We start from the raw sequence: 25397 nt of genomic DNA on the forward strand, positions 1-25397 counted from the left end.
GATTTCAACGCGCTGCATGTCTCAAGGTTCCGAGCCCCTCGGATAAACGGGCATGATCCCGCAAAGCGGGTGTCGGTTTGCCAAAAGATCACGCTCAATCCAATGGATAGAGGCCGTCCCGGTTCCATCGATCTGGACCCTAGCTCAAAACGGGGCCTCCTGCATCCGGTCAGATCAGTGGCCGTCGTTCCTTGCCCAGCCCCTCCCAGACGGCAAGCTGCTTCAACCCTTCATGATCGATGATCTCGCAGCCGCCATCGCGCCAAGCGATCAGCTTGCGATCCATCAGTTTGCGAATCGTCTTGTTGGTATGGACCAACGACAGCCCGAGCGTATCGGCGATGTGCTGCTGCGTGAACGCGATCCGGGTGAGCCGCCCGCCATTGAGGCCAACGGCCTTGGCCCGGCTGCCGATGAAGGCGATGAGATAGGCGGTGCGCTCGATCGCGCTGCGGCGGCCGACGCTGAGCAGGTTCTCATCCAGCATCCGCTCCTCGCGCGACGCGATCCAGGTGATGTCATAGGCCAGGCCCGGATGGTTGCGGAAAAGCTCATGCAGGGACTCCCGCTCGAACACGCAAAGCAGCATCGGCGACAAGGCTTCGACGGAATGCTGCATTTCGCCCATCACGCTGCCTTGCAGCCCGATGAGATCTCCAGGGATGGCGTAGTTGAGGATTTGACGGCGGCCATCCGACAACAGCTTGTAGCGGAAAGCCCAGCCCGACAGCACCGTGTAGAGATGGGCGCTGCGGCGTCCTTCCACCAGCACCGTTGCGCCCTTGTCGACCGCGAGCTCGCCTTTCTTCAATTTGTCGATGAAGGCCAGTTCCGATCTCTCGAATTTGCGGAAACCGGCAGCGGCCGCAGTGGGCAATTCTCGCAATCGTACCGGCGGCTGGAGGAAGCAAGGCCGTTCTGGATTGACATTTCGACCGCTCCTCGAGAGCCGCGGGCTCAGCCGCTGCGTTAGCATGTCTTTTTTAAATGACAGCGCGTCAAATAGCGATCATGACTCGCTGCGTTTCAAGGAGCCATTGCCTGTGTCGCCTTTGCTTGACGGATTGCGCATTCTTGTCCTGGAAGATGAATTTCTCATCGCCATGGATGTCGAGCAGCTTTGCCGTGATCACGGCGCCGACGACGTGGTGCTTGTCCGTGACCTGGCCGAGATCGATGGCCGACAGGTTGCCACCCAATTCGATGCGGCGATCGTCGACCTCATGCTGGGGGGCACTCCGACTTTCGACTTTGCATCGCGCCTGCGTGAAACGGGCGTGCCCTTCGTCTTTGCCTCCGGTTATTCGGATGCGGACGAGATCAAGGTTGCCTTTCCAGGGATAAGGCTGGTCAGCAAACCTTATTCGGGCGAAGATCTTGTGGAAGCGGTGGCCCGGGCCTGCGGACGAGTCCCGCCCGCCTGACGACGTCGCATCGCGTAAGAGTCAGAGCGGATGCGATGGCGATTCTGTCAGCCGTTTCGATGCGACGCTTTTTTAGTGCGCCGCCGTGCCCGTGACCTGTGCTGAGATCGCATCGGGACCGTACTCGTCTTCGCCGGAGATTTTCAGTATCTCCTGCAGGCGCGTGCGGGCTCGGCTGACGCGGCTCTTGATCGTCCCGACCGCGCAACCGCAAATCTCGGCCGCCTCCTCGTAAGAGAAGCCCGAGGCGCCGATGAGGATGATGGCCTCGCGCTGGTCTTCGGGCAGCTGCTCGAGCGCACCGCGGAAATCCTTGAGGTCGAGCTGGCCGTGCTGGGCGGGATGCACCGCAAGCCTGGCTGTCATGATGCCGTCGCTGTCCTGCACCTCGCGGCCGCGTTTGCGCATCTGCGAATAGAACTCGTTGCGCAGGATGGTGAAGAGCCATGCCTTCAGGTTGGTACCGGGCTGAAAGCTCTCATGCTTGTCCCAGGCCTTGACCAGCGTTTCCTGCACGAGGTCGTCGGCCTTGTCGGCATTCTGCGTCAGTGACACTGCGAAGGCACGCAAGCTCGGTATTGCCCCAAGCAGATCGGTCTTGAAGCCTTGTGAGACCGTTGCCATGCCTCAGTCCTTTTTCTGTGCGGGCTCGGCCCGCTCCAGTTGGCTGAGCAACTGCGCGAAACGATCCGGCACATCGTCGGAGACCAGCTCGTCGTAATACTGCTTGAGTTTGCGTCCGATTTCGGAATTCGGCCCGAGCGGGTCGCCCACGCCGTTCCGGCGCCTGATTGAGGCGCCAGTCAAGACATCTTTCGTCATTTCCTTCATTTCGCCCTTTAATCCAGCCCCATAGCCGCTCAACATAACTCAACACAACACAAGCGGCATCCTCGTCTGGTTGCCCATCCCCAATTCAAACGCCGTTCAGGCGTATTAGTTCCCGGGGCCGGAACTTTTTGCGAAAGCCCGCGTTTGTGTCGTTGGGGCTTGCAATGGGGCTTGACCTGCATTTTTAGTCAATCACGTCATCTGAGGGAGACGTCCGTCATGAGTTTATCCGCCACCATCGCTCCGCACCTGCCGTTCCTGCGCCGCTTCTCGCGTGCCGTATCGGGATCGCAGGAGAGCGGCGACGCGCTGGTTGCCGCGATGCTTGAGGCCATCATCGCCGATGTCGACATTTTTCCCGAGGCATCCAGCGACCGAATCGCGCTGTACAAGGTCTTCGCCAAACTGTTCACGTCCGTCGCCATCCGCGTTCCACAAGAACAGGCGCAATCGGCATGGGAACAGCGCGCTGCGGCCAATCTCAATGCGATCGCGCCGCTTCCCCGCCAGGCCTTCCTTCTGGTGGCCGTTGAGGGTTTCAGCGAGGATGAGGCGGCCGAAATTCTTGGCGTCGGCGAACAGGAATTCTCAGAACTGCTTGCCCAGGCGAGCAACGAGATTTCCCGTCAGGTGGCGACCGACGTGTTGATCATCGAGGACGAACCGCTGATCGCCATGGACATAGAGGAGATGGTCGAGAGCCTGGGCCATCGGGTCGTCGGCACCGCCCGCACCCATGCCGAAGCGGTGACGATGTTCGGCAAGACGCGGCCGAAGATGGTGCTCGCGGACATCCAACTCGCCGACGGCAGCTCGGGCATCGAGGCGGTGAACGAGATTCTGTCGTCGACTTCCGTGCCGGTGATCTTCATCACCGCCTTTCCCGAGCGTCTCCTGACCGGCGAGCGCCCCGAACCGGCTTTCCTGGTGACGAAGCCGTTCAACCCGGACATGGTCAAGGCGTTGATCAGCCAGGCTCTGTTCTTCGACCGGCAGGCGAAAGCAGCCGCATAGCCATGCGCAACTGAAGTCGCAAACGCGCGCAAAAGCAGGGCGCGACCAGCCGGAAGGTTCCGCTGGCCGCGCCTTGCTTTTCCGCGCCACGATGGTGCGCGGGGGGATCGTCTTTTTCGGCGAAAAGTGGAACAAACCGCATCCACCCACGTTTTTCTCACATAGTTGGAAGGAGATGGAACCATGCTTTACTGGGCGCTCGTATTTCTTGTCGTGGCAATCATCGCCGGCGCGCTTGGTTTCGGCGGCATTGCCGGTACATCTGCCGGGATAGCGCAGATATTGTTCTTCATCTTTCTCGCTTTCCTCATCATTTCGCTTCTCGCCGGCCTGTTCAGACGGGCCTGAGAGTTATCAGGCGAACACTGGAAGCCGCACCCCTCAAACGGTTTCCAGCCACCGCCGGGTGGTGTCCCACAAGGACGCCGCCCGGCGGACCGCTTTTGGGCGTCTGGTTCCCGTAAAACCTGCCTTGGAACCCATTGGACGGTGAGCCGTTCAGCCTGAGTTGGGTGAACAGGTCGGATGCGTTCCAGGGCTCGAGATACCAAGAAGCACGAGCGGGGGGACGAGGTCATCGCCCTGCATCCCGCCGAAAGCGGCATGCAACTTGGCCGGGCGCTTCTCCACGCACTGCACAATGCCGGCATTTCCGTCCTCTACCAGGACCGCGACATGAAAACGGTCTGGGCGCGGAACATGCGTGCGCCCTGGGCCGCCGACAGCAGCGAGGGCGACGGCATCCTGCCGCCGGCACAGGCCGACCGCATTGGCGCTGCCAAGCGCAACGTCGTCGCAAGCGGCGATCCGCAGCGCCTCGAGATCGGCGTCCCGATGGAGGACGGCATGCGCTGGTTTCAGGTCTGGATCGACGCCGACCATGGCGAGGCCGGCGACGTGCAAGGTGTCGTCACCACCATGGTCGAGACGACCGAGCAGCGACGCCGCGAACAGACGCTGACGACGCTGTTGCGCGAAGTCACGCACCGCTCGAAGAATTTGCTGGCAATCATCCAGAGCATCGCCACCCAGACGGGACGCTATTCCGACAGCATCGGCGATTTCCTGACCCGCTTTCGCGGCCGGCTCCAGTCGCTGGCCTCCTCCCAGGATTTGGTAACCTCCTCCAACTGGCGCGGTGCTGCCCTTCGCGAACTCCTCGCCGGTCAGGTCGGCCGCTACGGGACGGACGCGTCGCACAGCCTTCGCTTCCGCGGCGCAAATCCTTACCTCAACCCCAACGCCGCGCTGCATATCGGCCTTGCGATGCATGAACTGGCCGTCAACTCGGTCAGCTATGGCGCCCTGTCGCGGCCGGAGGGCTTCGTCGAAGTGACCGCCGTCCTCGACACCGCCGCCGATGGCGGCATTGCCCTGTCGCTGACCTGGGCCGAAACCATAGGAACCGACAGCAACCAAGAGGGCAAAAAGCGCTTCGGCAGCGTCGCACTGGAACGCGTAGTGCCCTCTTCCCTGAACGGAACGGCGCGCCTCGAGATCGCGGATGGTCGCCTCGAATACCATCTCGTTGTTCCGCACGGCAATTTCGAGACGGAGTAGGCGACCGCCATTTTTTAACCGGCTGTTCACCATAGAAGCAGATGCTGTTTTTGCCAGATACCGATGGAACTGCCGAGCCGACGAGCATGCTTTCGAGGGCTTTGCCGCAGCATAGTGGGGAGGAGCGCGTTGACGGTCGCCGATATCAACAGACTCGGGCAGGCCGCTCGCATTTCGATGGGCGAATTCCAGGATCCCGAGACATCCACGGCATCGCCGGTTGCTCATGGCATCCTGCCCATCGTCGCTCCGGCGTTGGCCGCGGCAATTGTCCTGATCGCCCTGTCCCAGCTGGCCTGATCCCGCCCCCACGTTCGCGCGCGCACATCGCTCGGGTTTTTCGGCGGCCGAGGCATCGGAAAGCTGCGCCCAGAAAAAGACTCTCTTCACCAACAATAAATTGGAGCAGCAAAGGTCGTTTTTTCATGCTAAGTGACGGCTGGAGCTTATTAAAGTGAGGACACGAAGTGAGGAGTGACCCTATGCGGAAAATTCTTATTGCCATGGCTGCCGTGGTCGCCGTCAGCGGCTGTACCTCGACCGAGCAGGATGTCGTCGGCGGCGGCTTGATCGGCGCCGGCGTGGGCGGCTTGGTCGGCGGCGGCAAGGGCGCGCTGATCGGCGCGGCCGTCGGTGCCGGCTCCGGCCTGCTGGTCCGCAACCTGCGCAATGGATACTGCCAGTATCGCGATCATCGGGGTCGCATCTACACGGCTCGCTGCAACTAAGGTAATTCCGGCGGGAAAAGCGCGGAGCGGTTTTCCCGCCGGAATTGCGAGCAAGGAGCGGATCGGCGATCTATCAGACGCTGAACCGCTCCGAGCAACTTGAATCGCCGCTGTCGGGCTCATTCGCGAACCCGGCAGCGGTGCGGCAATTTATTGGCCGCCGCGGGAAGCCTGGAGCGATTCCGCCAAGGCCCGATGGCATTCACGCCGGCAGCGGAATCCTGATTTCCACATTCAATCCGTCATCGCGATAATCGCGGTGGATCGTGCCACGCAGCTCACGCGTGACATTGAGGTCGATCAATTTGGTGCCGAAGCCGGTCGTGGCCGGGGCGTCGACCTTCTTCTGCCCGGTTTCCTGCCAGCTCAGAGCCAAGACCCGGTCACGCCCGCGCCCTTCGACCGACCATTCGATCCTGAGGGCGCCGACCGTATTGCCGGCCTCGCCATATTTCAGCGCATTCGTTGCCAGTTCGTGGAAGGTGAGGCCCAGTGCCTGCGTCGTGGTTTCGTCAAGCAGCACCTCCGGCCCGGACAAAAGCTCTTCCGGCAGCTCCTTTCCGAACACTTGGCCAAGCTCGATGCGCAGGAGATCGCCGAGATCCGCCTTCTGCCAGCGCGAGCGCGTCAGCATGTCCTGGGACGCGGCCATTGCCTGTAGCCGGGCCGAGAAAGATGCCGAGAACTCATTGACGTCGCTGGCACGTGACGCGGTCTGGCGCGCGATCGCCAGCACTCGCGTGATCGAATTCTTGATGCGATGCTTCATCTCCTGCAGCATCAAATCCTTTTCGAGCAGGCTCTTTTCCGTCGTCTCATGCAGCAGCGATGCTGCCTCGTAGGCTCGCTCCTGATAGCGCGCGACAAGCGCGATGGCGCCGGCCAGCAGCAACCCGAACAGGCCGAGCATGACTGGGATGGCCCGCGACGATGGCTGCGAGAAGGCGCTTGTCGGCCTGAACTGCACGGTCCACGGACGGCCCGCCACGCTGATCTTGCGGGTGACCAGCAGCCTGTCGCCAAAGCCCGACACGGGCGGCGTCTCCGACCGGAACAGCAAATGATCCGGATCGACGCCGCCATCGTAGATTTCGGTGTTGACCGGCAGCAGCGGCGCGCGGCTGAGCGCGATCTGGAACAACTCCCTGGCCCGGAAGGCCGCGTAGAGAAAGCCTACCGTCGAGGATCGCGATGCGTTTATGGCATCAGGTGCGGTCTCGACGTTGAGCCGCACGAAGACGAGAAAGCCGGTGAAGGTCTGTGCTGCACCCGTGTCCTGGCCGAGTTGCACCAGCCCGCTCGCGTGCTGCTGGTCATCTGCCATTGCCTTCTCGATTGCCGCGCGCCGCACGGGCTCGGTGAACATGTCATAGCCGATGCTGGCCTTGTTGGACGGATCGAGCGGCTCGAACAGCACAACGGGCGTGCGCCATGGCTGCGTCGTATCCGGATAGATCGCACGCCTGACGCCCTGGTCATGCAGCATGTCGCGTTCGACCGTTGCCTCGTCGCCTGCTTTCACCAGCCGGAGAAAGCCGATGCCGCGCAGGCCGGCGAAATTGGTATCGACATTGAGGGCATTGAAGAACGCTTTGAACTCGCTCTGCGAGATGTCGCCATTGCGGGCGTCGAACAAGGCTTGCGACGAGCGCAGCAGCGACAGCTGCAGGTCGATCCGGCTCTCGATACGGTTGAGCGCATCGTCCGCGGTCGCGTCGAACTTGATGCGAGCCGCCTCTTGCGTCGCGAAATAGGCGAACCCCGCCATTGTCATGCTGATCAGCGCAACGGCAACGAAAGCGACGATTGGAAAAAGCTTCTTCAACGGACAATGCGGCCTATCAGCATGTGAGCCCTTTATGGGCAAGTCGCCCGGTCAACACAATGGCAAGGCCAAGCCATCCCGCCGGCTGGCATATCACCTGATCGGCAGATCGGTAACGGGCTCAGGCCAGCAGGCTTCAGGCGGCGATCTTCAACGCGCCTGGTCCGGGAATGGCGCCAGGCGGACATTTGCCCAGGATGATCATGCCCAGCACCTCGTCCTGGGTCACATCGGTGGTGCGGGCAGTGCCGACGACCTGGCCGTTTTTCATGACGCACACCCGGTCGGCCAGTTCGAATACGTCGTGAATGTCATGGCTGATCAGGAAGATGCCGATGCCGTCGGACTTGAGCTGCCTGACCAGTTCCCCGACCTGGGCCGTTTCCTGCGGTCCAAGTGCTGCCGTCGGCTCGTCCATGATCAGGATGCGGGCGTTGAACAGGATCGCGCGTGCGATCGCCACCGACTGCCGCTGTCCGCCCGACAGCTTGATCACCGGCTCCTTGAAGCGCTGGAAGCGGGGATTGAGCCTGCCCATCACCTTGCGCGCCTCGGCCTCCATGGCGACATCATCGAGCGTGCCCCAGGCGGTCCTCAGCTCGCGGCCGAGGAACAGGTTGGCGGCGGCGTCGACATTGTCGGCGAGCGCCAGGGTCTGGTAGATCGTCTCGATGCCGTATTTCTTGGCATCGCGCGGGTTGGAGATCGAAGCCTCTTCGCCGTTGACGAAGATTTGGCCCGCGTCACGCTTGTAGGCGCCCGACAGGATCTTGATCAGTGTCGACTTGCCGGCGCCGTTATGGCCGAGCAGGGCCACGACCTCGCCGGGGAAAAGATCGATCGAGGCATCGTCGACGGCGCGAATGCCGCCGAACGCGATTGAGATGTTGCGCATGTCGACCAGCGGGTTGCCGGCGGGAGCGATCCTGTCAGCCATGATTGTCCTCCTCCCTCAAACGCGTTTGCGATAGACGGTGTCGAGCCACACCGCGATGACCAGCACGGCGCCGACGACGATGCTCTGCAGCGGCGAGTCGACGCCAAGCAGCACCATGCCGGATTGCAGCGACTGCATCAAAAGCGCGCCCAGCATGGCGCCGATGATAGTTCCCGAACCGCCGGCGAGCGATGTGCCGCCGATGACGGCCGCCGCGATCACCAGCAATTCATCGAGCGTTCCGAGCACGTTGGTGGCCGAGTTCTGCCGGGCTGACGAGATCGCGGCAGCGATCGTGGCCAGCACGCCCATGATCATGAACACTTTCATCGTGATCCAGCGCGTGTTGATGCCGGCGAGGTTGGCTGCTTCCGGATTGCCGCCGATGGCAAAGACATAGCGGCCGAAACGGGTGCGTTTGGTGATGAAGGTCATGACCAGCCCGACGGCGATGGCCATCAGCACCGGTATGGCGATGCCGTGGGCGATGAACAGGCCGCCCTCGGGCACGGTTATGTTGTTGGCGGCTGCATATCTGTTCACGATGCCGACTGGCCACGGATAGGAATTGGCCAGCCAAACCGCGCCCATGATGACGGCGCAGGTCAGCACGCCGATCAGCGTCTCGGCCCAGATCGGACGCAGCGGGAAACGGAAGCGCTTGCGCTGTACCCGCCCGTTGAACAGCGCAAGCACCACCGCAAGGCAGGCGGCGATACCGACCACCCAGCTCCAGGTCGCGCCGATCGATCCGGCCGGGCCGCCGCCCATCAGCTGGAACGTCGCGTTGAGCGGCGCCACCGTCTGGCCGCTGGTAACCCACCATGCCGCACCGCGCCAGACCAGAAGCCCGCCCAGCGTCACGATGAAGGCCGGCACTTCGAGATAGGCGATGACGAAGCCCTGGAAGGCGCCGATCAAAAGGCCGAGCACCAGGCCGATGACCAGCGCGAGCACCCAGATCCATGGATTGCCGAGCTCGAGACCGACCATCCGCACTAGGAAATGCACCTGGGCGAAGCCCATGACCATGCCGATCAACCCTTCGGCGGAACCGACGGACAGATCGATATTGCGCATGACGATGACCAGCACCATGCCGCAGGCCATGATGGCGACGGCCGAGGTCTGCACCGACAGGTTCCACAGATTGCGCGGCGTGAGAAAGGTACGGCTGTCGAAATCGAGCGGATTGACGCCGAGACGCAGGCTGGACAAGACATGCAACCCGATCCAGATCAGCAGCAGCGCGCCGATCATGCCGAGCATGCGCGTGTCGATCTCGGTCGCCTTAAGGAACCGGGCGACGGCGCCGAGTTCCGACGCACGCGCGGTGTCGGCCTGCGGGTTGGACGTCGTATCGGTCATGATTTTCTCCCACCGGCCTGCCCGTCCGATGCGGGATGCCGGAAGCCAGCCTAGAAGTTACCCGCCCGAGGCGGAAAAACAAATCTTCTTGAAAAAACGCCGCGGCTTGGCAGCCGCGGCGTTCATCGCATGAAATGGAAGATCAGTTGCAGGCCGCTACGCTGCCCGCCGCGACGCCGGCACAGACCTCGTCTTTCTTGATCCAGCCGGCGTCGATGACGACGTTGAGATTGTCCTTGGTGATCGCAACCGGGGTGAGGAACAGCGATTTGACGGTGTTCCCACCGGGCGTTGTGAAGTCCTTGACGCCGGCGATATCGGTCATCTTCTTGCCGTCGGCCAGCTGCGAGGCGATCTCGGCGGCATTCTTGCCGAGTTCACGCGCGTCCTTCCACACCGACACGGTCTGCGTGCCGAGCGCGATGCGGTTCAGCGCCGCGTGGTCGCCGTCCTGGCCCGAGACCGGAACGGTACCGGCCAGGCCTTGAGCCGTCAGCGCCGCGACGACGCCGCCGGCAGTGCCGTCATTGGCCGCGACCACCGCGTCGACCTTGTTGTCGTTGGCGGTCAGGAACTGCTCCATGTTCTTCTGCGCGTTGGCCGGCAGCCAGCCATCCGTATAGGCTTCGCCGACATTCTTGATCTTGCCGCTGTCGATGGCGTCCTTGAGCACTTCCATGGAGCCCGAGAACAGGAAATCGGCATTCGGATCGGCACCCGAGCCCTTGATGAAGACGTAGTTGCCTTCCGGCTTCACCTTGAACACTTCGCGGGCCTGCATGCGGCCGACTTCCTTGTTGTCGAAGGTCAGATAGAAGACGTCCTTGTTCTCGATCAGGCGGTCATAGCCGACGACCGGAATGCCTTCGTCGAGCGCCTTCTGCACCGCCGGGCCGATGGCGGAGGCGTCCTGCGCCAGGATGATCAGCGAATTGGCGCCCTGGGAGATCAGGCTCTCGACGTCGGTGAGCTGCTTGCCGGGATTGGACTGGGCGTCGGCGGAAATATACTTGTCGCCGGCGGCTTCGATCGCCTTCTTCATGGCGGCCTCGTCGGTCTTCCAGCGCTCTTCCTGGAAGTTCGACCAGGAAACGCCGATGACCTTGTCCTTCGCCTGCGCGACCGACGCGAGCGTCAGCGACATGGCGACACCCGCCAGGATGGCGGCTGTGAATCTCTTCATCTTAATCCTCCCTGCGCCGCGTATGGCGCGACCAAACAGGCCCGTAGGCCGGCACAAAGGCTCTATTTTTTCGAGCCTCGAAAAAACACTGGTCCATCGTCGGAACGCTGTCAACGTCGATTCTGATGTATTTTGATGTCCTCGTGAATTTTTTTCGAGCTCCGGAATAAATAATGACAGCCAAGGCCGGTTCTGCCAGTATTTGACGGTCGTCGGGATCCTGGGGAGAGAACGCGGCGACGGGGAGGATGCGAGAAACATGTCGGTCGGAATCCGCCACGACGATTTGCGCCGACGCAACCGGGCGATGGTGATCGCGGCCGTGCGCCGTGCCGGGCAGCCCTCGCGCACCGAGATTGCCGCGACCACCGGGCTCAGCCATTCCACCATATCGGCGATCTCCTCCGACCTGATTGGCGAAGGCATCCTGGCGCAGAGCAAGCCGAGCGAGGCCGGTGCGCTGAAACGCGGCCGGCCGCAGGTCGGCCTCAGCCTCAACCCTGAAGCCGCGGCGGTGATGACCGTGGTGCTGTCGCTGAATTTTCTCTCCGTCGCCGTCATCGACTATGCCGGCCAGGTGATATCTGAAGAGCAGCGCCGGCTGGACACGCTCACCCTGTCGCGCGAGGCGCTGATCGGCGAATGCGTGGCCATCGTCAGGCGGCGGTTCGAGGATCCCGACCTCGACGTCGGCAGCATCGCCCGCATCGCGCTGGCGATCCAGGGCATCACCGACACGGATGCGCGCACCATGCTGTGGTCGCCGATCACGCCGCAGACCGACATCGCCTTCGCCGACATACTGGAGGCCGAGTTCGGCATTCCCGCCACCATGGAGAACGATTGCAACATGATGGCGGTGGCGCTGCGCTGGCGCGATCCCCAGCGCTACCGCGACGACTTCATCGCCATCCTTTTGTCGCACGGCATCGGCATGGGCTTGGTGCTGAAGGGTGAACTGTTCACCGGCACCCATTCATCCGGAGGCGAGTTCGGCCACATGATCCATCGCCCCGGCGGGGCGCTCTGCCGCTGCGGGCGGCGCGGCTGCGTCGAGGCCTATGCCGGCAACTATGCCATCTGGCGCAACGCGAGGCAGCTTGGCGAGGACACCGAGCCCGTCGACGTCAGCGACGCCGACATGCGCACCCTGGCGGCCTCGGCGCGCGAAAAGGACGGGCCGGAGCGCGAAGCCTACCGCAAGGCCGGCGAGGCGCTGGGTTACGGCCTTGGCAGCCTGTTCGCGCTGATCGATCCGGCGCCGGTCGCCATGGTCGGCGTCAGCGCCGCCGCCTTCGACCTGATCGAGCCGGCTCTGCGCGAGGCCATTGCCCAGACCGCCGGCGGCCAGCACTCGAAATCGATTTCCTTCGACACCGAGCCGAACGAACTGCCACTGATCCGCGAGGGCTGCGCCATGCGCGCGCTGACCTTCGTCGACCAGGAGATTTTCGCGCCGGGGGCACAGGCGAAATCAGGCGTGGGCGAGAACGTTGCGTGACATATCCCTAGTCTTCGCGAATCGCATACCCCGCGCCCCGAATGGTGCGGATCACGTCAGGCATGCGGCCATTGTTGACCGCCTTGCGCAGCCGGCCGACATGCACGTCCACGGTGCGCTCGTCGATATAGATCGTTTCGCCCCAGACATTGTCGAGCAGTTGGCTGCGCGAGAACACGCGGCCGGGATGTCGCATCATGAATTCGAGCAGGCGGAACTCGGTCGGCCCGAGCCGGATCTCGCTTTTCTTGCGGTAGACCCGGTGCGATTCACGGTCGAGCACGATGTCGCCGACCTTGAGCACGCTGGACAGAACTTCGGGCTTGGCGCGGCGCAGCAGCGCCTTGACGCGTGCCATGAATTCCGGCGTTGAGAACGGCTTGACCAGATAGTCGTCGGCGCCGGTGGAGAGACCGCGCACCCGGTCGCTTTCCTCGCCGCGCGCCGTCAGCATGATGATCGGCAGCCGCTCGGTCTCGGGCCGCATGCGGAGACGGCGGCAGAGCTCGATGCCGGACACCGCCGGCACCATCCAGTCGAGCACAAGAAGGTCAGGGACATTCTCCTGCAAGCGGATCTCGGCTTCGTCGCCGCGCGTCACCACCTCTACCTGATAACCCTCCGATTCCAGATTGTAACGGAGCAGCACACCCAGCGGCTCCTCGTCCTCCACCACCATGATGCGTGGCGCGATCATCGACTGGTCACCCCTGCCGTCAAGCCGCTGGCGCCGACATCGCCGTCTCGTCCTGCTTCGGGCGATTGGCGGGCAATTGCGTGCCGGTCAGCACATAATAGGCATTTTCGGCAATGTTGGTCACGTGATCGCCGATGCGCTCGAGATTCTTGGCGCAGAACAAAAGATGCGTGCAGGCGGTGATGTTGCGCGGATCCTCCATCATGTAGGTCAGCAGCTCGCGGAAGACCGACGTGTATTTGACGTCGATGCGTTCATCGTCGGCGCGCAGCTTCGCAAGTGCCGCGGCATCGCGCGCCGCATACTCCTCGATCACGCCTTGCACCTGGATCAGCACAAGCTGCGCCATGGCGTCGATGGAGTGCGACAGGTCGCGCGGCGTGGCGGCAAGGCCGACGGTGCCGACGCGCTTGGCGATGTTCTTGGCGAGATCGCCGATGCGTTCGAGATCGCCCGCCATGCGGATCGAGCCGACGACATGGCGCAGATCGTCCGCCATGGGCTGCCGCTTGGCGATCAGGGTGATGGCGCGGTCGTCGAGTTCGCGCTGGCGCGCGTCCATGATGGCGTCGTCGGAGACGACGCGCTGGGCGAGCGCGTTGTCGGAATTCAGGAGCGCCTTGGTGGCGCCGCCGACCATCGATGAGGCGAGATCGCCCATGTCGCGGATCAGCCTGCTGATCTGTCCGAGATCTTCGTCAAAGGCTGCGACTGTGTGTTCGGCCATGATCTTGGTCCTCGTATGCCTGGGATCAGCCGAAGCGGCCGGTGATATAGTCCTGCGTGCGCTTCTCGCGGGGCGATGTGAAGATCTTCTCGGTGCGGTCGAACTCGACCAACTCGCCCAGATACATGAACGCGGTCTGCTTCGACACGCGCGCCGCCTGCTGCATGTTGTGGGTGACGATGACGATCGTATAGTCGGCCTGCAGCTCATCGATCAGCTCCTCGATCTTGGCGGTCGACAGCGGATCGAGCGCCGAGGCAGGCTCGTCGAGCAGGATGACCTCCGGCTTCACCGCCACCGTGCGGGCGATGCAGAGGCGCTGCTGCTGGCCGCCCGAAAGGCTGAGGCCGCTGGCGTTGAGCTTGTCCTTGACCTCGCTCCACAGTGCCGCGCGCTTCAGCGCCTGCTCGACACGGCCGTCCATCTCCGCCTTGCTGAGCTTCTCATAGAGCCTGACGCCGAAGGCGATGTTCTCGTAGATCGACATCGGGAACGGCGTCGGCTTCTGGAACACCATGCCGATCTTGGTCCTGAGCAGGTTGAGGTCCTGCGAGCGGTCGAGGATATTCTGGCCGTCGAGCAGCACCTGGCCCTCGGCGCTCTGCCTCGGGTAGAGCTCGTAGATGCGGTTGAAGACGCGCAGCAGCGTCGACTTCCCGCAGCCCGAAGGCCCGATGAAGGCGGTGACGCTGCGCTCGGGCAGCGACAGGCTGATATCCTTCAGCGCCTTCGACTGGCCATAGTAGAAATTGAGATTCTTGACCTCGATCTTGGCTTTCTCGACCGCGACTTCGGGCGTGTTCAATTCGGTGGACAACATCGGTTTCATCTGTCCTCTCTGCGTCCGGTAAGGCTGCGGGCGAAGATGCTCAGCCCGAGAACCGTAAGGGTGATTATGAGTGCGCCGGTCCACGCCAGCTGCTGCCATTCCTCGTAGGGGCTGAGAGCGAACTGGAAGATGGTGACGGGCAGGCTGGCCATCGGCGCATTGAGATTACTCGACCAGAACTGGTTGTTGAGCGCCGTGAAGAGCAGCGGCGCCGTCTCGCCGGAAATGCGGGCGATGGCCAGCAATATGCCGGTGACGATGCCCGACAGCGCCGCACGGTAGGCGACCGAGCGGATGACCACCCAGCGCGGCGCGCCGATCGCGGCGCCGGCCTCGCGCAGGGCGTTCGGCACGAGGTTGAGCATGTCCTCGGTGGTGCGCACGACGACCGGGATGACCAGGATGGCCAGCGCGACGGCACCGGCGATCGCCGAGAAATGTCCCATCGGCCGCACCAGCAGCTCGTAGACGAACAGGCCGACGATGATCGAGGGTGCCGACAGCAGGATGTCGTTGATGAAGCGCACGACGGTGGTGAGGCGCGAGAAGCGGCCATATTCGGCCATGTAGGTCCCAGCGAGGACACCGATCGGCGTGCCGACGATGACGGCGATGACTGTCATCATGATACTGCCGTAGATGGCATTGAGCAGGCCGCCGGCATCGCCGGGCGGCGGTGTCATTTCGGTGAACACAGAGAGCGAAACACCCGACAGGCCCTTATAGAGCAGTGCGCCGAGGATGAGCGCCAGCCAGGCCAGGCCGATGCCCGCCGCCGTGACGCATAGCGTCATCATCACGGCATTCCTGCGCTTGCGTCGATTGTGAAGCGATGTGGCCGTCGACATCGGTCAGGCTCCCGTGCGGCTGTCCATGCGCAGCAGCATGTAGCGCGCAAGGGCAAGGATCAGGAAAGTGATGACGAACAGGATCAGGCCGAGCGCCACCAGCGAAGACGTATAGAGATCGCCGTCGGCTTCGGTGAACTCGTTGGCGATGGTCGCCGAGATCGTCGTGCCGGGCGCGAACAGCGAGCCGCTGATGCGGTGGGCGTTGCCGATGACGAAGGTTACCGCCATGGTTTCGCCGAGCGCGCGGCCGAGGCCGAGCATGACGCCGCCCATGATGCCGACGCGGGTATAGGGGATGACGACGCGGCGCGTGACCTCCCAGGTCGTGCAGCCGATGCCGTAGGCCGATTCCTTCAGCACCGCCGGCACCGTGTCGAAGACATCCTTGGTGATCGAGGTGATGAAGGGCAGGACCATGATGGCAAGGATCAGCGCCGAGGTCAGAAGGCCGATGCCGTAGGGCGGGCCGGCAAACAGGCTGGAGAGTCCCGGCACGTCGTGGAAAAGCTTGATGATGAAGGGCTGCACCGTCGTCTGCAGGAACGGCGCGAACACGAACAGGCCCCAGATGCCGTAGATGATGGAGGGTATGCCGGCAAGCAGCTCGACGGCGATGCCGATGGGGCGCCGGAGTGGCCGCGGGCAGAGTTCGGTAAGGAAGATGGCGATGCCGATGCCGATGGGAACGGCGATCAGGATGGCGATGGCGGCGGTGACGATGGTTCCGTAGATCGGGGCCAGCGCTCCGAAATTCTCGGTGACCGGGTTCCACGATTCGGTCGTCAGGAAGGAGAACCCGAATTTCGACAGCGCTTCCCACGAGCCGGCAAACAGCGAAATCGCCACGCCGCCGAGGATGAGCAGGACGAGGATGGCGGAAAAGCGTGTCGCCGTCCGGAAAATCGTATCGGTGAGCGCGAAGCGTCGGACCGTCGCTTCCCTGGCCCGCATGGCGGCCGACGATGGCATGGCTTCGGAGACGGCGGTCATCTGGCCCTCGCGTTTCAAGGAAGACAGGGAGGGCGCCGTGAAGCGCCCTCCTCGTTCAGCAGGGATTACATGGCGGAATAGAGCGGCTTGCCGTCTTCGCCGACGATGTCCTTGGCCCACATGTCCTCGACGCTCTTGACGACCGCGTCGGGGATCGGAACGTAGTCCAGCGCCCCGGCCATGTCGTCGCCCTTGGCGTAGGACCAGGCGAAGAACTTGAGCGCTTCACCGGTCGCCGCCACGTCGCCGGGCTTCTTGTAGACCAGGATCCAGGTCGCCGACGTCATCGGCCAGGATTCGGCGCCCGGCTGGTTGGCCAGGATGACGCCGTAACCAGGCTGCGAGCTCCAGTCGGCATTGGCCGCCGCCGCCGAGAACGCCGCCGCCGTCGGCTCGACCTTCTTGCCGTCCTTGTTGATCATGTCGGCATAGGTCAACTTGTTCTGCTTGGCGTAGGCGTATTCGACATAGCCGATCGAGCCACCGGTCTGCGAGACGTTGTTGGCGACGCCTTCATTGCCCTTGGCGCCGATGCCAACCGGCCATTCGAGCGCGGTGTTGACGCCGACCTTCGACTTCCAGTCGGCGCTGACGTCGGCCAGGTAGTAGCTGAAGTTGAACGTGGTGCCCGAACCGTCGGAGCGATGCACGACGGCGATCGCCTGGTCGGGAAGCTTGACGTCGGGATTGAGCTTGGCGATCGCCGCGTCATTCCAGTTGGTGATCTTGCCGACGAAGATATCGGCCAGCGTCGGGCCGTCGAGCACCAGTTCGCCCGGCTTGATGCCTTCGAGATTGACGACCGGAACGATGCCGCCCATCACCATCGGGAACTGTGCAAGTCCGGTGGATTCGAGATCCTCGCCCTTCAGCGGCGCATCGGAAGCGCCGAAGGTGACGGTCTTGGCTTTGATCTGCTTGATGCCGCCGCCCGAGCCGATCGACTGGTAGTTGAGACCGATGCCGGTCTCCTTCTTGTAGGCATCGGCCCACTTCGCATAGATCGGGTAAGGGAAGGTGGCGCCGGCACCGGAGATGTCAGCTGCCATTGCCGCGGAAAGGGTGAGGGTGGACGCCGCAGCCATTGCGATCGCAACGGCCGCCGAGCGGATGAAATGTCTCATATGGCCTGCTCCTGTTCGGAAGATGGTCTCTCGGCGCCATTCCTTGCCAGCGCCCGCTGAGGCCAATAGCGTTCGATTATAACAGTCGCATGACAGTTTCGTGTCAGCCCGGTAACGCGTCGCCGGCGCTTGGAAAGGCGATGGCGATTAGCGGCTGCGGCATGGCGCCGGTTTGCCTTCGGGAATCAGGGACTTGCGCGATCCGGCCACCCAAACAGCCATCGGATTCGGCATGGATCGCTGATCGAAGAAAAGCCGGACGGGAGCGCGTTGCTCGAGGCCAGAGGATGTCTTGGCCGGGCCATCGCCAAAAACAGGTCCGTTGGGGTAGATTGACGCTGCTTCATACTGGCGGTCGCTGCTCCCGCCCGTAACTAGAAGAGAGCGGAAATTCGATGCCGTCATTGTCCCGGCTGGACGCCGGCTTTGATATGGTGCGATCGCACCATAGTCTTGCTCGAAGGGCTGCAGCCGGCCCCGGGTGATTCTCGCCGCAATCCGGCCGAAGGCGCAAAGTCTATCCCGCGTTGCGCCGGGCCTGGCGACCGGCGCCGACCCAGCGCTCGACCTTTTCGAGCAGGGCCCTGGGGCTGATCGGCTTGGGCAGATAGTCATCCATGCCGGCGTCCAGGCAGCGTTCGCGATCGCCCTTGAGCGCATGCGCGGTGACCCCGACGATCGGCACATGCGTGCCGGTTTCCTCTTCCAGCCGGCGGATGGCGGCGGTTGCCTCGAGCCCGTTCATCTCCGGCATCGAGACGTCCATCAGGATCATGCACGGATTGAGCCTGCCGAAAGCGTCCAGCGCCTTGCGGCCATTGCCGACGATCTCGAAACCGTAGCCGGTCTCGCCGAGGATCTGGGTGAAGACCATCTGGTTGACCTCATTGTCCTCGGCCACGAGGATGTCCAGCCGCTGCTCGCCGCCAGTCGCGGCAAGCCGAGGCCTGACCGGCGGCGGCTGCAGCAACGCGCGTTGCCCTGCCGCCGGTGGCGGTGACTGTGGATTGTTCCCGCCGCCTCCCTCGACAGCAAGCGGCCGGGCGACATCCGTGGCGTGGCGATGCCGCTGGATGGTGGCGACCAGCGTTTCCAGGAGCACCGAGGAGCGTGCGGGCTTGATGAGTTGGGCATCAATGCCGAGATCGCGGTAACTGGTGTTGGCCAGCGACTGGTCGACGGAGGTCAGCATGATGATCGGCGTGTCGGCAAGCCCGGCGGTGTTGCGCACGACACCTGCCATCTCGGCACCGCTCATCTCGGGCATCTGATAATCGAGCACGACGCAATCGACCGGCACGCCGTAGGCGGCGGCCGCGATCAGCACTTTCAGTCCCTCGGCGCCGCTCTCGGCCGCGCAGGAATCGAAGGTCCATGACGTCATCTGCTCGGTCAGGATGGCGCGGTTGACGGCATTGTCGTCGACGATCAGCACCCGCGCGCCGGTCACGTCCACCGGCATGATGCGCTGCGCGTTCTGTTGTCCGGCCCTGGGCAGCGTGACCGTGAACCAGAAGGTCGACCCCTTGCCTTCGGCGCTTTCCACGCCGATGTCGCCGCCCATCAATTCGACCAGCCGCGAGGTGATCGCGAGCCCGAGCCCAGTGCCCTCATGCCGCCTCGTCGAGGAGGTGTCGACCTGGCTGAATTTCTCGAACACCTGTTTCAGCTTTTCCTCAGGGATGCCGATCCCGGTGTCGGTGACCGAGATCGTCAGCCTGGTTCCGTCCGGCACACTTTCGCCGGTGACGTCGACGAGCACATGGCCTTCTTCGGTGAACTTCACCGCATTGCCGAGCAGGTTGGTGACGATCTGCCGGATGCGGCCGACATCGCCGATGAACAGGCTTTCGAGCCCAGGCTCGATGCGCACGATGAGCTCGAGGTCCTTTTCCTTGGCCCGCGTCGACACCAGCGTCGCCACGTCCTCGATCGCCTCGGCGAGATTGAAGGGGGCGGGATCGAGCACCAGCTGGCCGGCATCGATCTTGGAGAAATCCAGGATATCGTTGATGATGGTGAGCAGCGCGTTGCCCGATTTGACGATGATGTCGGTGAAGGTCTTCTGCTTCGGATCGAGATCGGATTTGGCCAGGAGTTCGGCCATGCCCAGCACGCCGTTCATCGGGGTGCGAATCTCATGGCTCATATTGGCGAGGAATTCCGACTTGGCGCGGTCGGCAAGTATGGCGCGCTGGCGCGCCTCGCGCAGTTCCGCCTCGCGCAGCTTCAATTCGGTGATGTCGGTGGTCGACCCGATCAGGTAGAGCGACCCGTCGGACGCGATCATCGCGCCCTTGCGGGCGAACTGGTGGCGCACGCTGCCGTCCGGGAGCATCACCGTCTCCTCGACCTCCTGGGTTTCGCCGCTGCGCAGCACCGCGAGGTCGCCATTGACGAAGGCTTCGCCGTCGGGCCCGAAAATTTCGATATCGGTCTTGCCGATCGCGTCCTGCTTGCTGAAGCCGGTGAGATCGCACCAGCCCTTGTTGACGTAGAATTGCCTGAGATCGGAGCGTTTGGCATAGATCGACACCGGCACGTTGTCGATCAGGCTGCGGAATACCTCGTTCTCGCGCATGCTTTCTTCCAGCGCCCGCTCGCGCGCCTTGACCTCGGTGATGTCGGTGCTGGAGCCGACCAGATGCACCGATCCGTCCAGCGCCACCAGCCGGCTCTTGCGCGTCATCAACTGCCGCACCGTGCCGTCGCGATGGGTGACGGGCTCCTCGACCTCCCTGACGCTGCCCGTGAGGGCAACCTCGGTATCGTCCAGGCTGTAGCTTTCTCCATCCCCGTCGCCGAACAGCTGCCGATCGGTGCGGCCGATAACGTCTTCCTTGGCGAGCCCGGTGATCGCGCACCAGGCCTTGTTGACGAACTCGATGCTGAGGTCCTGCGCCTTGATGAAGGCGGCCACGGGCAGTTCGTCCAGCACGTGCCGGAACAGGTCGATCTGCCGCATCGAATCGTGCAGCGCCTTTTCGCGGCTCTTGATCTCGGAGATGTCGACGCGCACGCCGATGAACGTGCCGTCATCGGTGCGCATGTCATAAACCTGATACCAGCGGCCGTCGGGATTGAGACGTTCGAAGGATGAGTATGGCAGGTGGTAACGGGCGAGGATGCTGTCCAGCCAGCCATCGAGATCGCCATCATAGAGCGCATCGACCCGCGGATCGCCGCTCGAGCGGAAATAGCCAGCCGAATGACCGAGTGCCAGCGCGTCGCGGAAGGTGCGGCCGGGCTGCCACGCCGGCTTCAGCGCCGGCAGCGTGTCCTGCATCTTGCGGTTGGCGAAAACGAAATTGTCCTCGCGGTCGTAGATGATCACGGCGGCCGGCAGCGATTCCAGCACGCTGGCCAGGTGTTTGCGGGCGTCCTGCGCCTCGGTCTCACGGCCCTTCATGTCCGAGACGTCGAACAGGAAGCCGGCCACGTAGTTGCGGCCGCTTACCATTCTAACGCGGTTCTTCCTGACGACGCGCGAGCGGTTGACGCCGTCGACCTGGAAACTTTCCTCCACCTCGTAAGGCCGCCCGGTCGCCAGCACCGCGCGCTCGCTTTCCTCGAACAGCGCGACCTCGGCGGGCGCGAGAAAATTGCCGCCGGGCTTGCCAAGCATGGTTTGCGGCGTCTGGCCGAACAGGCCCGCAAACGCTTCGTTGACGAAGACGAAGCGCAGATCGTCGTCCTTGACGAAGATCGGATCCTTGACGCCGTTGATCACCGCTTCCGCCAGTCGCGCCTTTTCCAGCGCGTCGGCCAGCTCGGCCTCGCGATCCTTCATGTCGGTGACATCGACATAGGAGATGAGCCGCTTGCCGCCGGCCAGCGGCGCCAGCGATGCAACCAGGGTACGCCCGTCATTGCGCGGCAATTGTCTCGAGCCGGCGACGCCGGCCCTGATCTCGGCCTCGCGCTCGGCGGTATGACGCTGCCAGGCAACGTCGTCGGCGCCGTAGGAATCGGCGGCGCGGCTGGCCTCCATCAACTCGCGGAAGCCCGAGCCGATCCCGGCGCGCTGGGGATCGATTTTCCACAAATTGTAGAAGGCCTGGTTGATCACTTCGGCGCGCAGGTCGGCGTCGAGGACCATGATCCCGATCGGCATCGAATCGACCATCGTGCGAAGGTCGGGAAGGCCTCCCGAAGACGCCTCTCCTTGCTGCTTCTGCTCCAGTTCTTCGAAGGCGACGGCCAATCCCGTGACATTGCGTCCAATGCCACGATAGCCGGCGAATTTCCCCTCGTCATCGAAGCGTGGAAAGCCTGAGGTCAGCACCCAGCGGCAATCGGCGCGACCTCCCTTCAGTTCGTAGACAAAGTCACGGAACGGCCGATGCGCCTGCAGATCCTCCAGATGCATTGCCGCGCTGCGGTTGCCGTTCAGGACCTGCTTCAGGAAATCGAAACGGAAGCGGCCGAGCACGGCGGCCGGGTCGATGCCCGTGACCGCCTGGTAGTTGTGCGAAAGCCAGGAAAAGCGCAGCTCGGCGTCGGTCTCCCAGATCCAGTCCGAGCCCGTTTCGACCAGCTGGCGTAGCATGGCCAAATCCATGCCTGCGGTGAACGAAGCCGCGTCGTTCACCGCCATTTCGCCCGACCCGCGCTCGCCGCGCACGCCGGCTGTCTCGTTCGCTTCAGCCATGCCGTCCCCACCCCGAATCCAAGGCCGAACCCTCCCTCCGCGGTTCGTCGGCGGAATGTGCCCGAGAAGCATTAACGATCCGCTAACCTTAACAAGCCGTTGCGCACCGGACGGGCCCTGGCCTGCGCCATTGCGCCCGGTTGTCGGCCTGATCGAAGCCGCGCTATAAGCCAATATTGGGGTGTTGCTGATGTTTGGACGGATTGTGCCTTGCTTGCTGAGCGCGGCGCTGCTTTTCGGCAGCGGCTGTTCGCGCAGCTATGACGGCACCGTCGTCATTCCGCGCCCGCTCGATGCCCGGCGTTTCTGGGACCGGCCGCCGCCCAATGTGGAATACGGGCCGTCCGGAATGGAAAACGGCGCTTTTCCGGCGCCGCCACAACCGCCAACCCGGTTTTCCGAGCGCAGGCCCCTGCCGCGCGCCGCACCGAGACGTCATCTTTCAAGAGTTTCGAGGCCACCTCCGCCGTCCTCCGATGAGGAAAAGCCCCTGGCATGCAGGAATGTCAGCGAACCCGGAAAGAGGGTTCGCATGGTCTGCGACTGATGGGTGCCACCCAAAACTGACCTTGGCTGAGAAACCGGCGCCTACAACCGGGGGCGGATGATCATTCGGCTGGGAAGAAGGCCGGGCCGACTATTCTCACCGGCCGCTTGCCGGCCTCTATCGACTGATGCTGGGCCGCCCCGGAGGCTTCGGCGTCCGCCGCGGGAATTGCCGCGACGCTGCCGAGGTCCGGCTTGGCCGACGGCAAGGGGATGATGGCATTGGTCATGTTTGTGGGCGTTACCGTTCGGGCCCTCAATTCGGCGACCCTGCTGTAGTAGCGTTTTAGGTCACATGCCTTGAAATTGACGTCGTCGCGGTAGCGGAATGCGGTCGGCAGATCGGTGTAGGGCTTGCGCGTGTCGAGAGAGACCATCTTTTCGGTTTCGAGGCTGACGTCGCTGAGCGTATAGAGGTCGACGCCCGGCTCGTCGCAGATGTAGCGGCATTGATCGGCCATATCCTTCACATCGTCGCTGCCGGCGAACTGCGACTTGGGTGCTGGGAAGAAATATCCATCCGAAAGGCGCACGCAGAACAGCATCGCGTTGCCGGCGCCCGTTGCCCTCGCCGCTGGCGCCGCCGCAGACACCGATTGGGTCTTCGCCGCCGCGCGCTTTGCCGCTGGCGCGCAGCCAAGCGCGACAAAGCGTGCCCGCAGCCCCGACATGTCCCGGCCTGAATTAGAGGCCGCCGCGATCTGGCGCTGCACCTCGCTCCTGTTCCTGGCAAGATCGGCGCATGCGTTGAAGAAACCACCGAGGGAATTTTTCGCCGTACACTTGCGCTGCCTCTCGATGCCTTGGATCGCGGCAAGCTGGCGGTGCAACTGGGCGAGCTCGGGGCTCGTGCCGCCGCCACGGCCGGCCGAAGACAACTGATTTTTTATTGCACTGCAACTGTCGGCATAAGAACTGGACATGCCGAGCGCGAGCACGGTCAAGGTGACGAGCGCGATCATCATGGGGGACCAGAAACGGATCATCGGAAGGACGCGGTCATTGTTGCTGAGAACCTGGAATGACAACTCTTTCGATTTCGGTAAGCTTCCACTAAATGAGTTTCATCTAATCTTTCTAGTCTCCATGCATTGAGAGACTTGCCTCTAGTTTAATAGAAGAATCCCTGTGAATTCAATATTGCATTTTTATTTCAAGATTGAGACGAACTGCAAAACAATGCAGCCGGACCGACGGCTGGCAGGCCTGCCGGATCACTCCGGCGTTATCGGCATCCGGTCCTGAAACCTTTGCCCGGCCTTTCGCGTTGAAGCGCGAAGGAGAACGCAGATGTCGATCCAGATCACGGTATCGGAACTGACAAGAAATCTTTTTCATTCCCTGGGACTTGACCCGAGGCCCCTGAGCGCCGAGCAAAACCTGCTGCTGGAATGCTATCTGGCCGGGCAAATCCCGGAATCGGCCTGGAACGACTACGTCTTCGAGACACCCGACCTGGCGCGGCACGCTGAGGCGCGGCGTACCAGTCACTGACCGGTGAAGGCGGTGCTGGGCTTGGTAGTAGCTACCTGAGCGGCTCGCTGACCCTGGCAGATGTTTTCCGGCAGGAATTGCGTAAAAAATGGAAGCGGGATCGGCGATCCGCCGAACGCCGAACGCCGAACGGCGCTAGCACATTAAGCCGCGGCGCGCCCTGCGCGGAGAGTTGCGGAAAACAGCTATTGGCGGATCTTGGGAGATACGAATTGCAAGGTGAACACGTTGCCGGCAATCCCTTGCGCCAGTTGCGGCGAAAGGCTGAGCGGCGTGCAATCCTTCACCGCGGTCATTGCGGCGTCGATGAACGACTTTCGCGCCTTGTCGTCGCCGGCCACCTTGGCGGCGGTCGGCCGTGGCGGACCAAGCAGCGTGCCGTCGCGCTTGAAGCTGAAGCTCAGCGTGACGATGGAATTTCCGGCATCCACCGGCGGCGTCCAGCATGCCTGGATCGCCGTGCCAACTTCCTCCATCGTGTTGAGCTGGGCGGCAGCCGATGGGCAGGTGGCGCCAATCGCCAATGCGCCGCTAATCAGGAGCATTCCAGCGGTTCTTTTCATTGCAATTCCTCCACCGTCGACCCTTCCGGCCGCCCGCGTGCGATCGTCAGGATTGATGGTAGGGCTGGAGATGGCAAGGGCAATATGCTTTGGCGAAAGCTCTTGCCGAAAGCATTGGAGGCAGCCCCGCCCGCAGCGGCCGGCCAAAAAACAAAAGGCCGGCAGTGGGCCGACCTTTGTTTCACCGCAGCGCCAGTACATCCGTGGTCGCGGGTGAATTGTCTCCAATAGACAGATTATAGGTAAACGAAACGTTAATCGAAGCCGCCATGCCATAGCTCCGAGCCCGGCTTTTGCCAGCGCTCCATGCGGTCATATGCGCGCATATGACGAAGCTTCCGCGGAGGCCTTGAACATTGTTTGATGTTGGAGGGATCATCAACGGCTGAGCCGTCGCCTTCTTGGTACGCCCAAGGGGAATCGAACCCCTGTTCCCGCCGTGAGAGGGCGGTGTCCTGACCGCTAGACGATGGGCGCGTTCAAGAACCGGCGATATAGGCTGGCGGCGGAGAAAAAGCAACTGGGGTCCGCCGGCTTTCCCGGGATCAAGAAAA

At 62.9% G+C, this 25397-nt stretch carries 23 protein-coding genes, 1 tRNA gene and 1 pseudogene; 8 read left to right on the plus strand and 17 right to left on the minus strand.

The features are described 5' to 3' along the window. Window positions 1–169 precede the first annotated feature (169 nt). Window positions 170–930: pseudogene (locus tag FJ946_RS29430) on the minus strand (Crp/Fnr family transcriptional regulator). A 44-nt stretch (window positions 931–974) separates the two neighbouring features. Between FJ946_RS29430 and FJ946_RS29435 the strand changes: the two are divergent. After that, window positions 975–1424, plus strand: coding sequence for a response regulator (locus FJ946_RS29435; protein WP_140500637.1), 450 nt, complete (start codon window positions 975–977; stop codon window positions 1422–1424). A gap of 72 nt (window positions 1425–1496) precedes the next feature. Here FJ946_RS29435 and FJ946_RS29440 read toward each other — a convergent pair whose 3' ends face one another. Further along, window positions 1497–2048 (minus strand): RNA polymerase sigma factor, encoded by a 552-nt coding sequence (locus FJ946_RS29440; RefSeq protein ID WP_140500591.1) that lies wholly within the window; start codon window positions 2046–2048, stop codon window positions 1497–1499. A 3-nt stretch (window positions 2049–2051) separates the two neighbouring features. Further along, window positions 2052–2255 carry a NepR family anti-sigma factor gene (locus FJ946_RS29445; protein ID WP_181165418.1) on the minus strand — a complete coding sequence of 68 codons (204 nt, stop codon included), beginning with the start codon at window positions 2253–2255 and terminating at the stop codon, window positions 2052–2054. Between the two features lie 219 nt (window positions 2256–2474). Here FJ946_RS29445 and FJ946_RS29450 point away from each other — a divergent pair, with 219 nt between their 5' ends. From FJ946_RS29450 to FJ946_RS29465, 5 genes are all read left to right on the plus strand, one after another. Further along, window positions 2475–3269, plus strand: coding sequence for a response regulator (locus FJ946_RS29450; protein WP_140500589.1), 795 nt, complete (start codon window positions 2475–2477; stop codon window positions 3267–3269). Between the two features lie 183 nt (window positions 3270–3452). Next, entirely contained in the window at window positions 3453–3617 is a 165-nt protein-coding gene (locus FJ946_RS29455) for a DUF1328 domain-containing protein (protein WP_006203859.1), read from the plus strand. 177 nt (window positions 3618–3794) lie between these two features. Next, complete coding sequence (locus FJ946_RS29460; RefSeq protein ID WP_140517890.1) at window positions 3795–4829, plus strand: PAS domain-containing sensor histidine kinase; 1035 nt, start codon at window positions 3795–3797, stop codon at window positions 4827–4829. 129 nt (window positions 4830–4958) lie between these two features. Beyond that, window positions 4959–5129, plus strand: a complete 171-nt coding sequence (locus FJ946_RS30915; protein WP_181167726.1) for a hypothetical protein — start codon at window positions 4959–4961, stop codon at window positions 5127–5129. Window positions 5130–5311: 182 nt separating this feature from the next. Further along, a complete protein-coding gene (locus FJ946_RS29465) occupies window positions 5312–5557 on the plus strand; it encodes a YMGG-like glycine zipper-containing protein (RefSeq protein WP_140500585.1) in 246 nt (81 codons plus the stop codon). Between the two features lie 202 nt (window positions 5558–5759). Here FJ946_RS29465 and FJ946_RS29470 read toward each other — a convergent pair whose 3' ends face one another. The 4 genes from FJ946_RS29470 to xylF form a co-directional block, all read right to left on the minus strand. After that, window positions 5760–7382: a CHASE domain-containing protein gene (locus tag FJ946_RS29470; protein ID WP_140517889.1), complete on the minus strand. Its 1623-nt coding sequence runs from the start codon at window positions 7380–7382 to the stop codon at window positions 5760–5762. Window positions 7383–7518: 136 nt separating this feature from the next. Continuing rightward, window positions 7519–8319 (minus strand): ATP-binding cassette domain-containing protein, encoded by an 801-nt coding sequence (locus FJ946_RS29475; RefSeq protein ID WP_140500582.1) that lies wholly within the window; start codon window positions 8317–8319, stop codon window positions 7519–7521. A 15-nt stretch (window positions 8320–8334) separates the two neighbouring features. After that, window positions 8335–9687 (minus strand): sugar ABC transporter permease, encoded by a 1353-nt coding sequence (locus tag FJ946_RS29480; protein WP_140517888.1) that lies wholly within the window; start codon window positions 9685–9687, stop codon window positions 8335–8337. 142 nt (window positions 9688–9829) lie between these two features. Then, on the minus strand, window positions 9830–10870 hold the full coding sequence (gene xylF / locus FJ946_RS29485) for a D-xylose ABC transporter substrate-binding protein (RefSeq protein WP_140500579.1): 1041 nt from the start codon (window positions 10868–10870) through the stop codon (window positions 9830–9832). 259 nt (window positions 10871–11129) lie between these two features. Here xylF and FJ946_RS29490 point away from each other — a divergent pair, with 259 nt between their 5' ends. Next, entirely contained in the window at window positions 11130–12371 is a 1242-nt protein-coding gene (locus FJ946_RS29490; protein WP_140500577.1) for an ROK family protein, read from the plus strand. Window positions 12372–12378: 7 nt separating this feature from the next. Here the strand turns inward: FJ946_RS29490 and phoB are convergent, their stop codons facing one another. The 8 genes from phoB to FJ946_RS29535 form a co-directional block, all read right to left on the minus strand. Further along, a complete protein-coding gene (phoB, locus tag FJ946_RS29495; RefSeq protein ID WP_010911896.1) occupies window positions 12379–13068 on the minus strand; it encodes a phosphate regulon transcriptional regulator PhoB in 690 nt (229 codons plus the stop codon). Window positions 13069–13087: 19 nt separating this feature from the next. Continuing rightward, complete coding sequence (gene phoU / locus FJ946_RS29500) at window positions 13088–13795, minus strand: phosphate signaling complex protein PhoU (protein WP_140500575.1); 708 nt, start codon at window positions 13793–13795, stop codon at window positions 13088–13090. A 25-nt stretch (window positions 13796–13820) separates the two neighbouring features. Further along, window positions 13821–14624: a phosphate ABC transporter ATP-binding protein PstB gene (gene pstB, locus FJ946_RS29505; protein WP_140561568.1), complete on the minus strand. Its 804-nt coding sequence runs from the start codon at window positions 14622–14624 to the stop codon at window positions 13821–13823. Continuing rightward, window positions 14621–15472, minus strand: coding sequence for a phosphate ABC transporter permease PstA (gene pstA / locus FJ946_RS29510; RefSeq protein WP_140500572.1), 852 nt, complete (start codon window positions 15470–15472; stop codon window positions 14621–14623). Before pstA ends, pstB begins: the two co-directional genes overlap by 4 nt. Window positions 15473–15475: 3 nt before the next feature. Then, window positions 15476–16465 carry a phosphate ABC transporter permease subunit PstC gene (pstC, locus tag FJ946_RS29515; RefSeq protein WP_140558429.1) on the minus strand — a complete coding sequence of 330 codons (990 nt, stop codon included), beginning with the start codon at window positions 16463–16465 and terminating at the stop codon, window positions 15476–15478. Window positions 16466–16530: 65 nt separating this feature from the next. Then, the gene (gene pstS, locus FJ946_RS29520; protein WP_140517885.1) at window positions 16531–17589 is read right to left on the minus strand and encodes a phosphate ABC transporter substrate-binding protein PstS; all 1059 of its coding nucleotides are present in this window, start codon (window positions 17587–17589) and stop codon (window positions 16531–16533) included. 517 nt (window positions 17590–18106) lie between these two features. Further along, on the minus strand, window positions 18107–22240 hold the full coding sequence (locus FJ946_RS29525; RefSeq protein WP_181165420.1) for a PAS domain-containing protein: 4134 nt from the start codon (window positions 22238–22240) through the stop codon (window positions 18107–18109). A gap of 608 nt (window positions 22241–22848) precedes the next feature. Beyond that, the gene (locus FJ946_RS29535; protein WP_140517883.1) at window positions 22849–23772 is read right to left on the minus strand and encodes a DUF2865 domain-containing protein; all 924 of its coding nucleotides are present in this window, start codon (window positions 23770–23772) and stop codon (window positions 22849–22851) included. Between the two features lie 304 nt (window positions 23773–24076). On the opposite strand from FJ946_RS29535, the gene FJ946_RS29540 reads away from it, so the two are divergent. Beyond that, window positions 24077–24280: a hypothetical protein gene (locus FJ946_RS29540; protein ID WP_140517882.1), complete on the plus strand. Its 204-nt coding sequence runs from the start codon at window positions 24077–24079 to the stop codon at window positions 24278–24280. A 185-nt stretch (window positions 24281–24465) separates the two neighbouring features. Here FJ946_RS29540 and FJ946_RS29545 read toward each other — a convergent pair whose 3' ends face one another. Both FJ946_RS29545 and FJ946_RS29550 read right to left on the minus strand, forming a co-directional pair. Next, window positions 24466–24825: a hypothetical protein gene (locus FJ946_RS29545; RefSeq protein WP_246672828.1), complete on the minus strand. Its 360-nt coding sequence runs from the start codon at window positions 24823–24825 to the stop codon at window positions 24466–24468. Between the two features lie 420 nt (window positions 24826–25245). Beyond that, a tRNA-Glu gene (locus tag FJ946_RS29550) sits at window positions 25246–25320 on the minus strand. Window positions 25321–25397 lie beyond the last annotated feature (77 nt).

It is taken from the genome of Mesorhizobium sp. B2-4-7 (assembly GCF_006442685.1).
Taxonomy (GTDB): Bacteria; Pseudomonadota; Alphaproteobacteria; order Rhizobiales; family Rhizobiaceae; genus Mesorhizobium.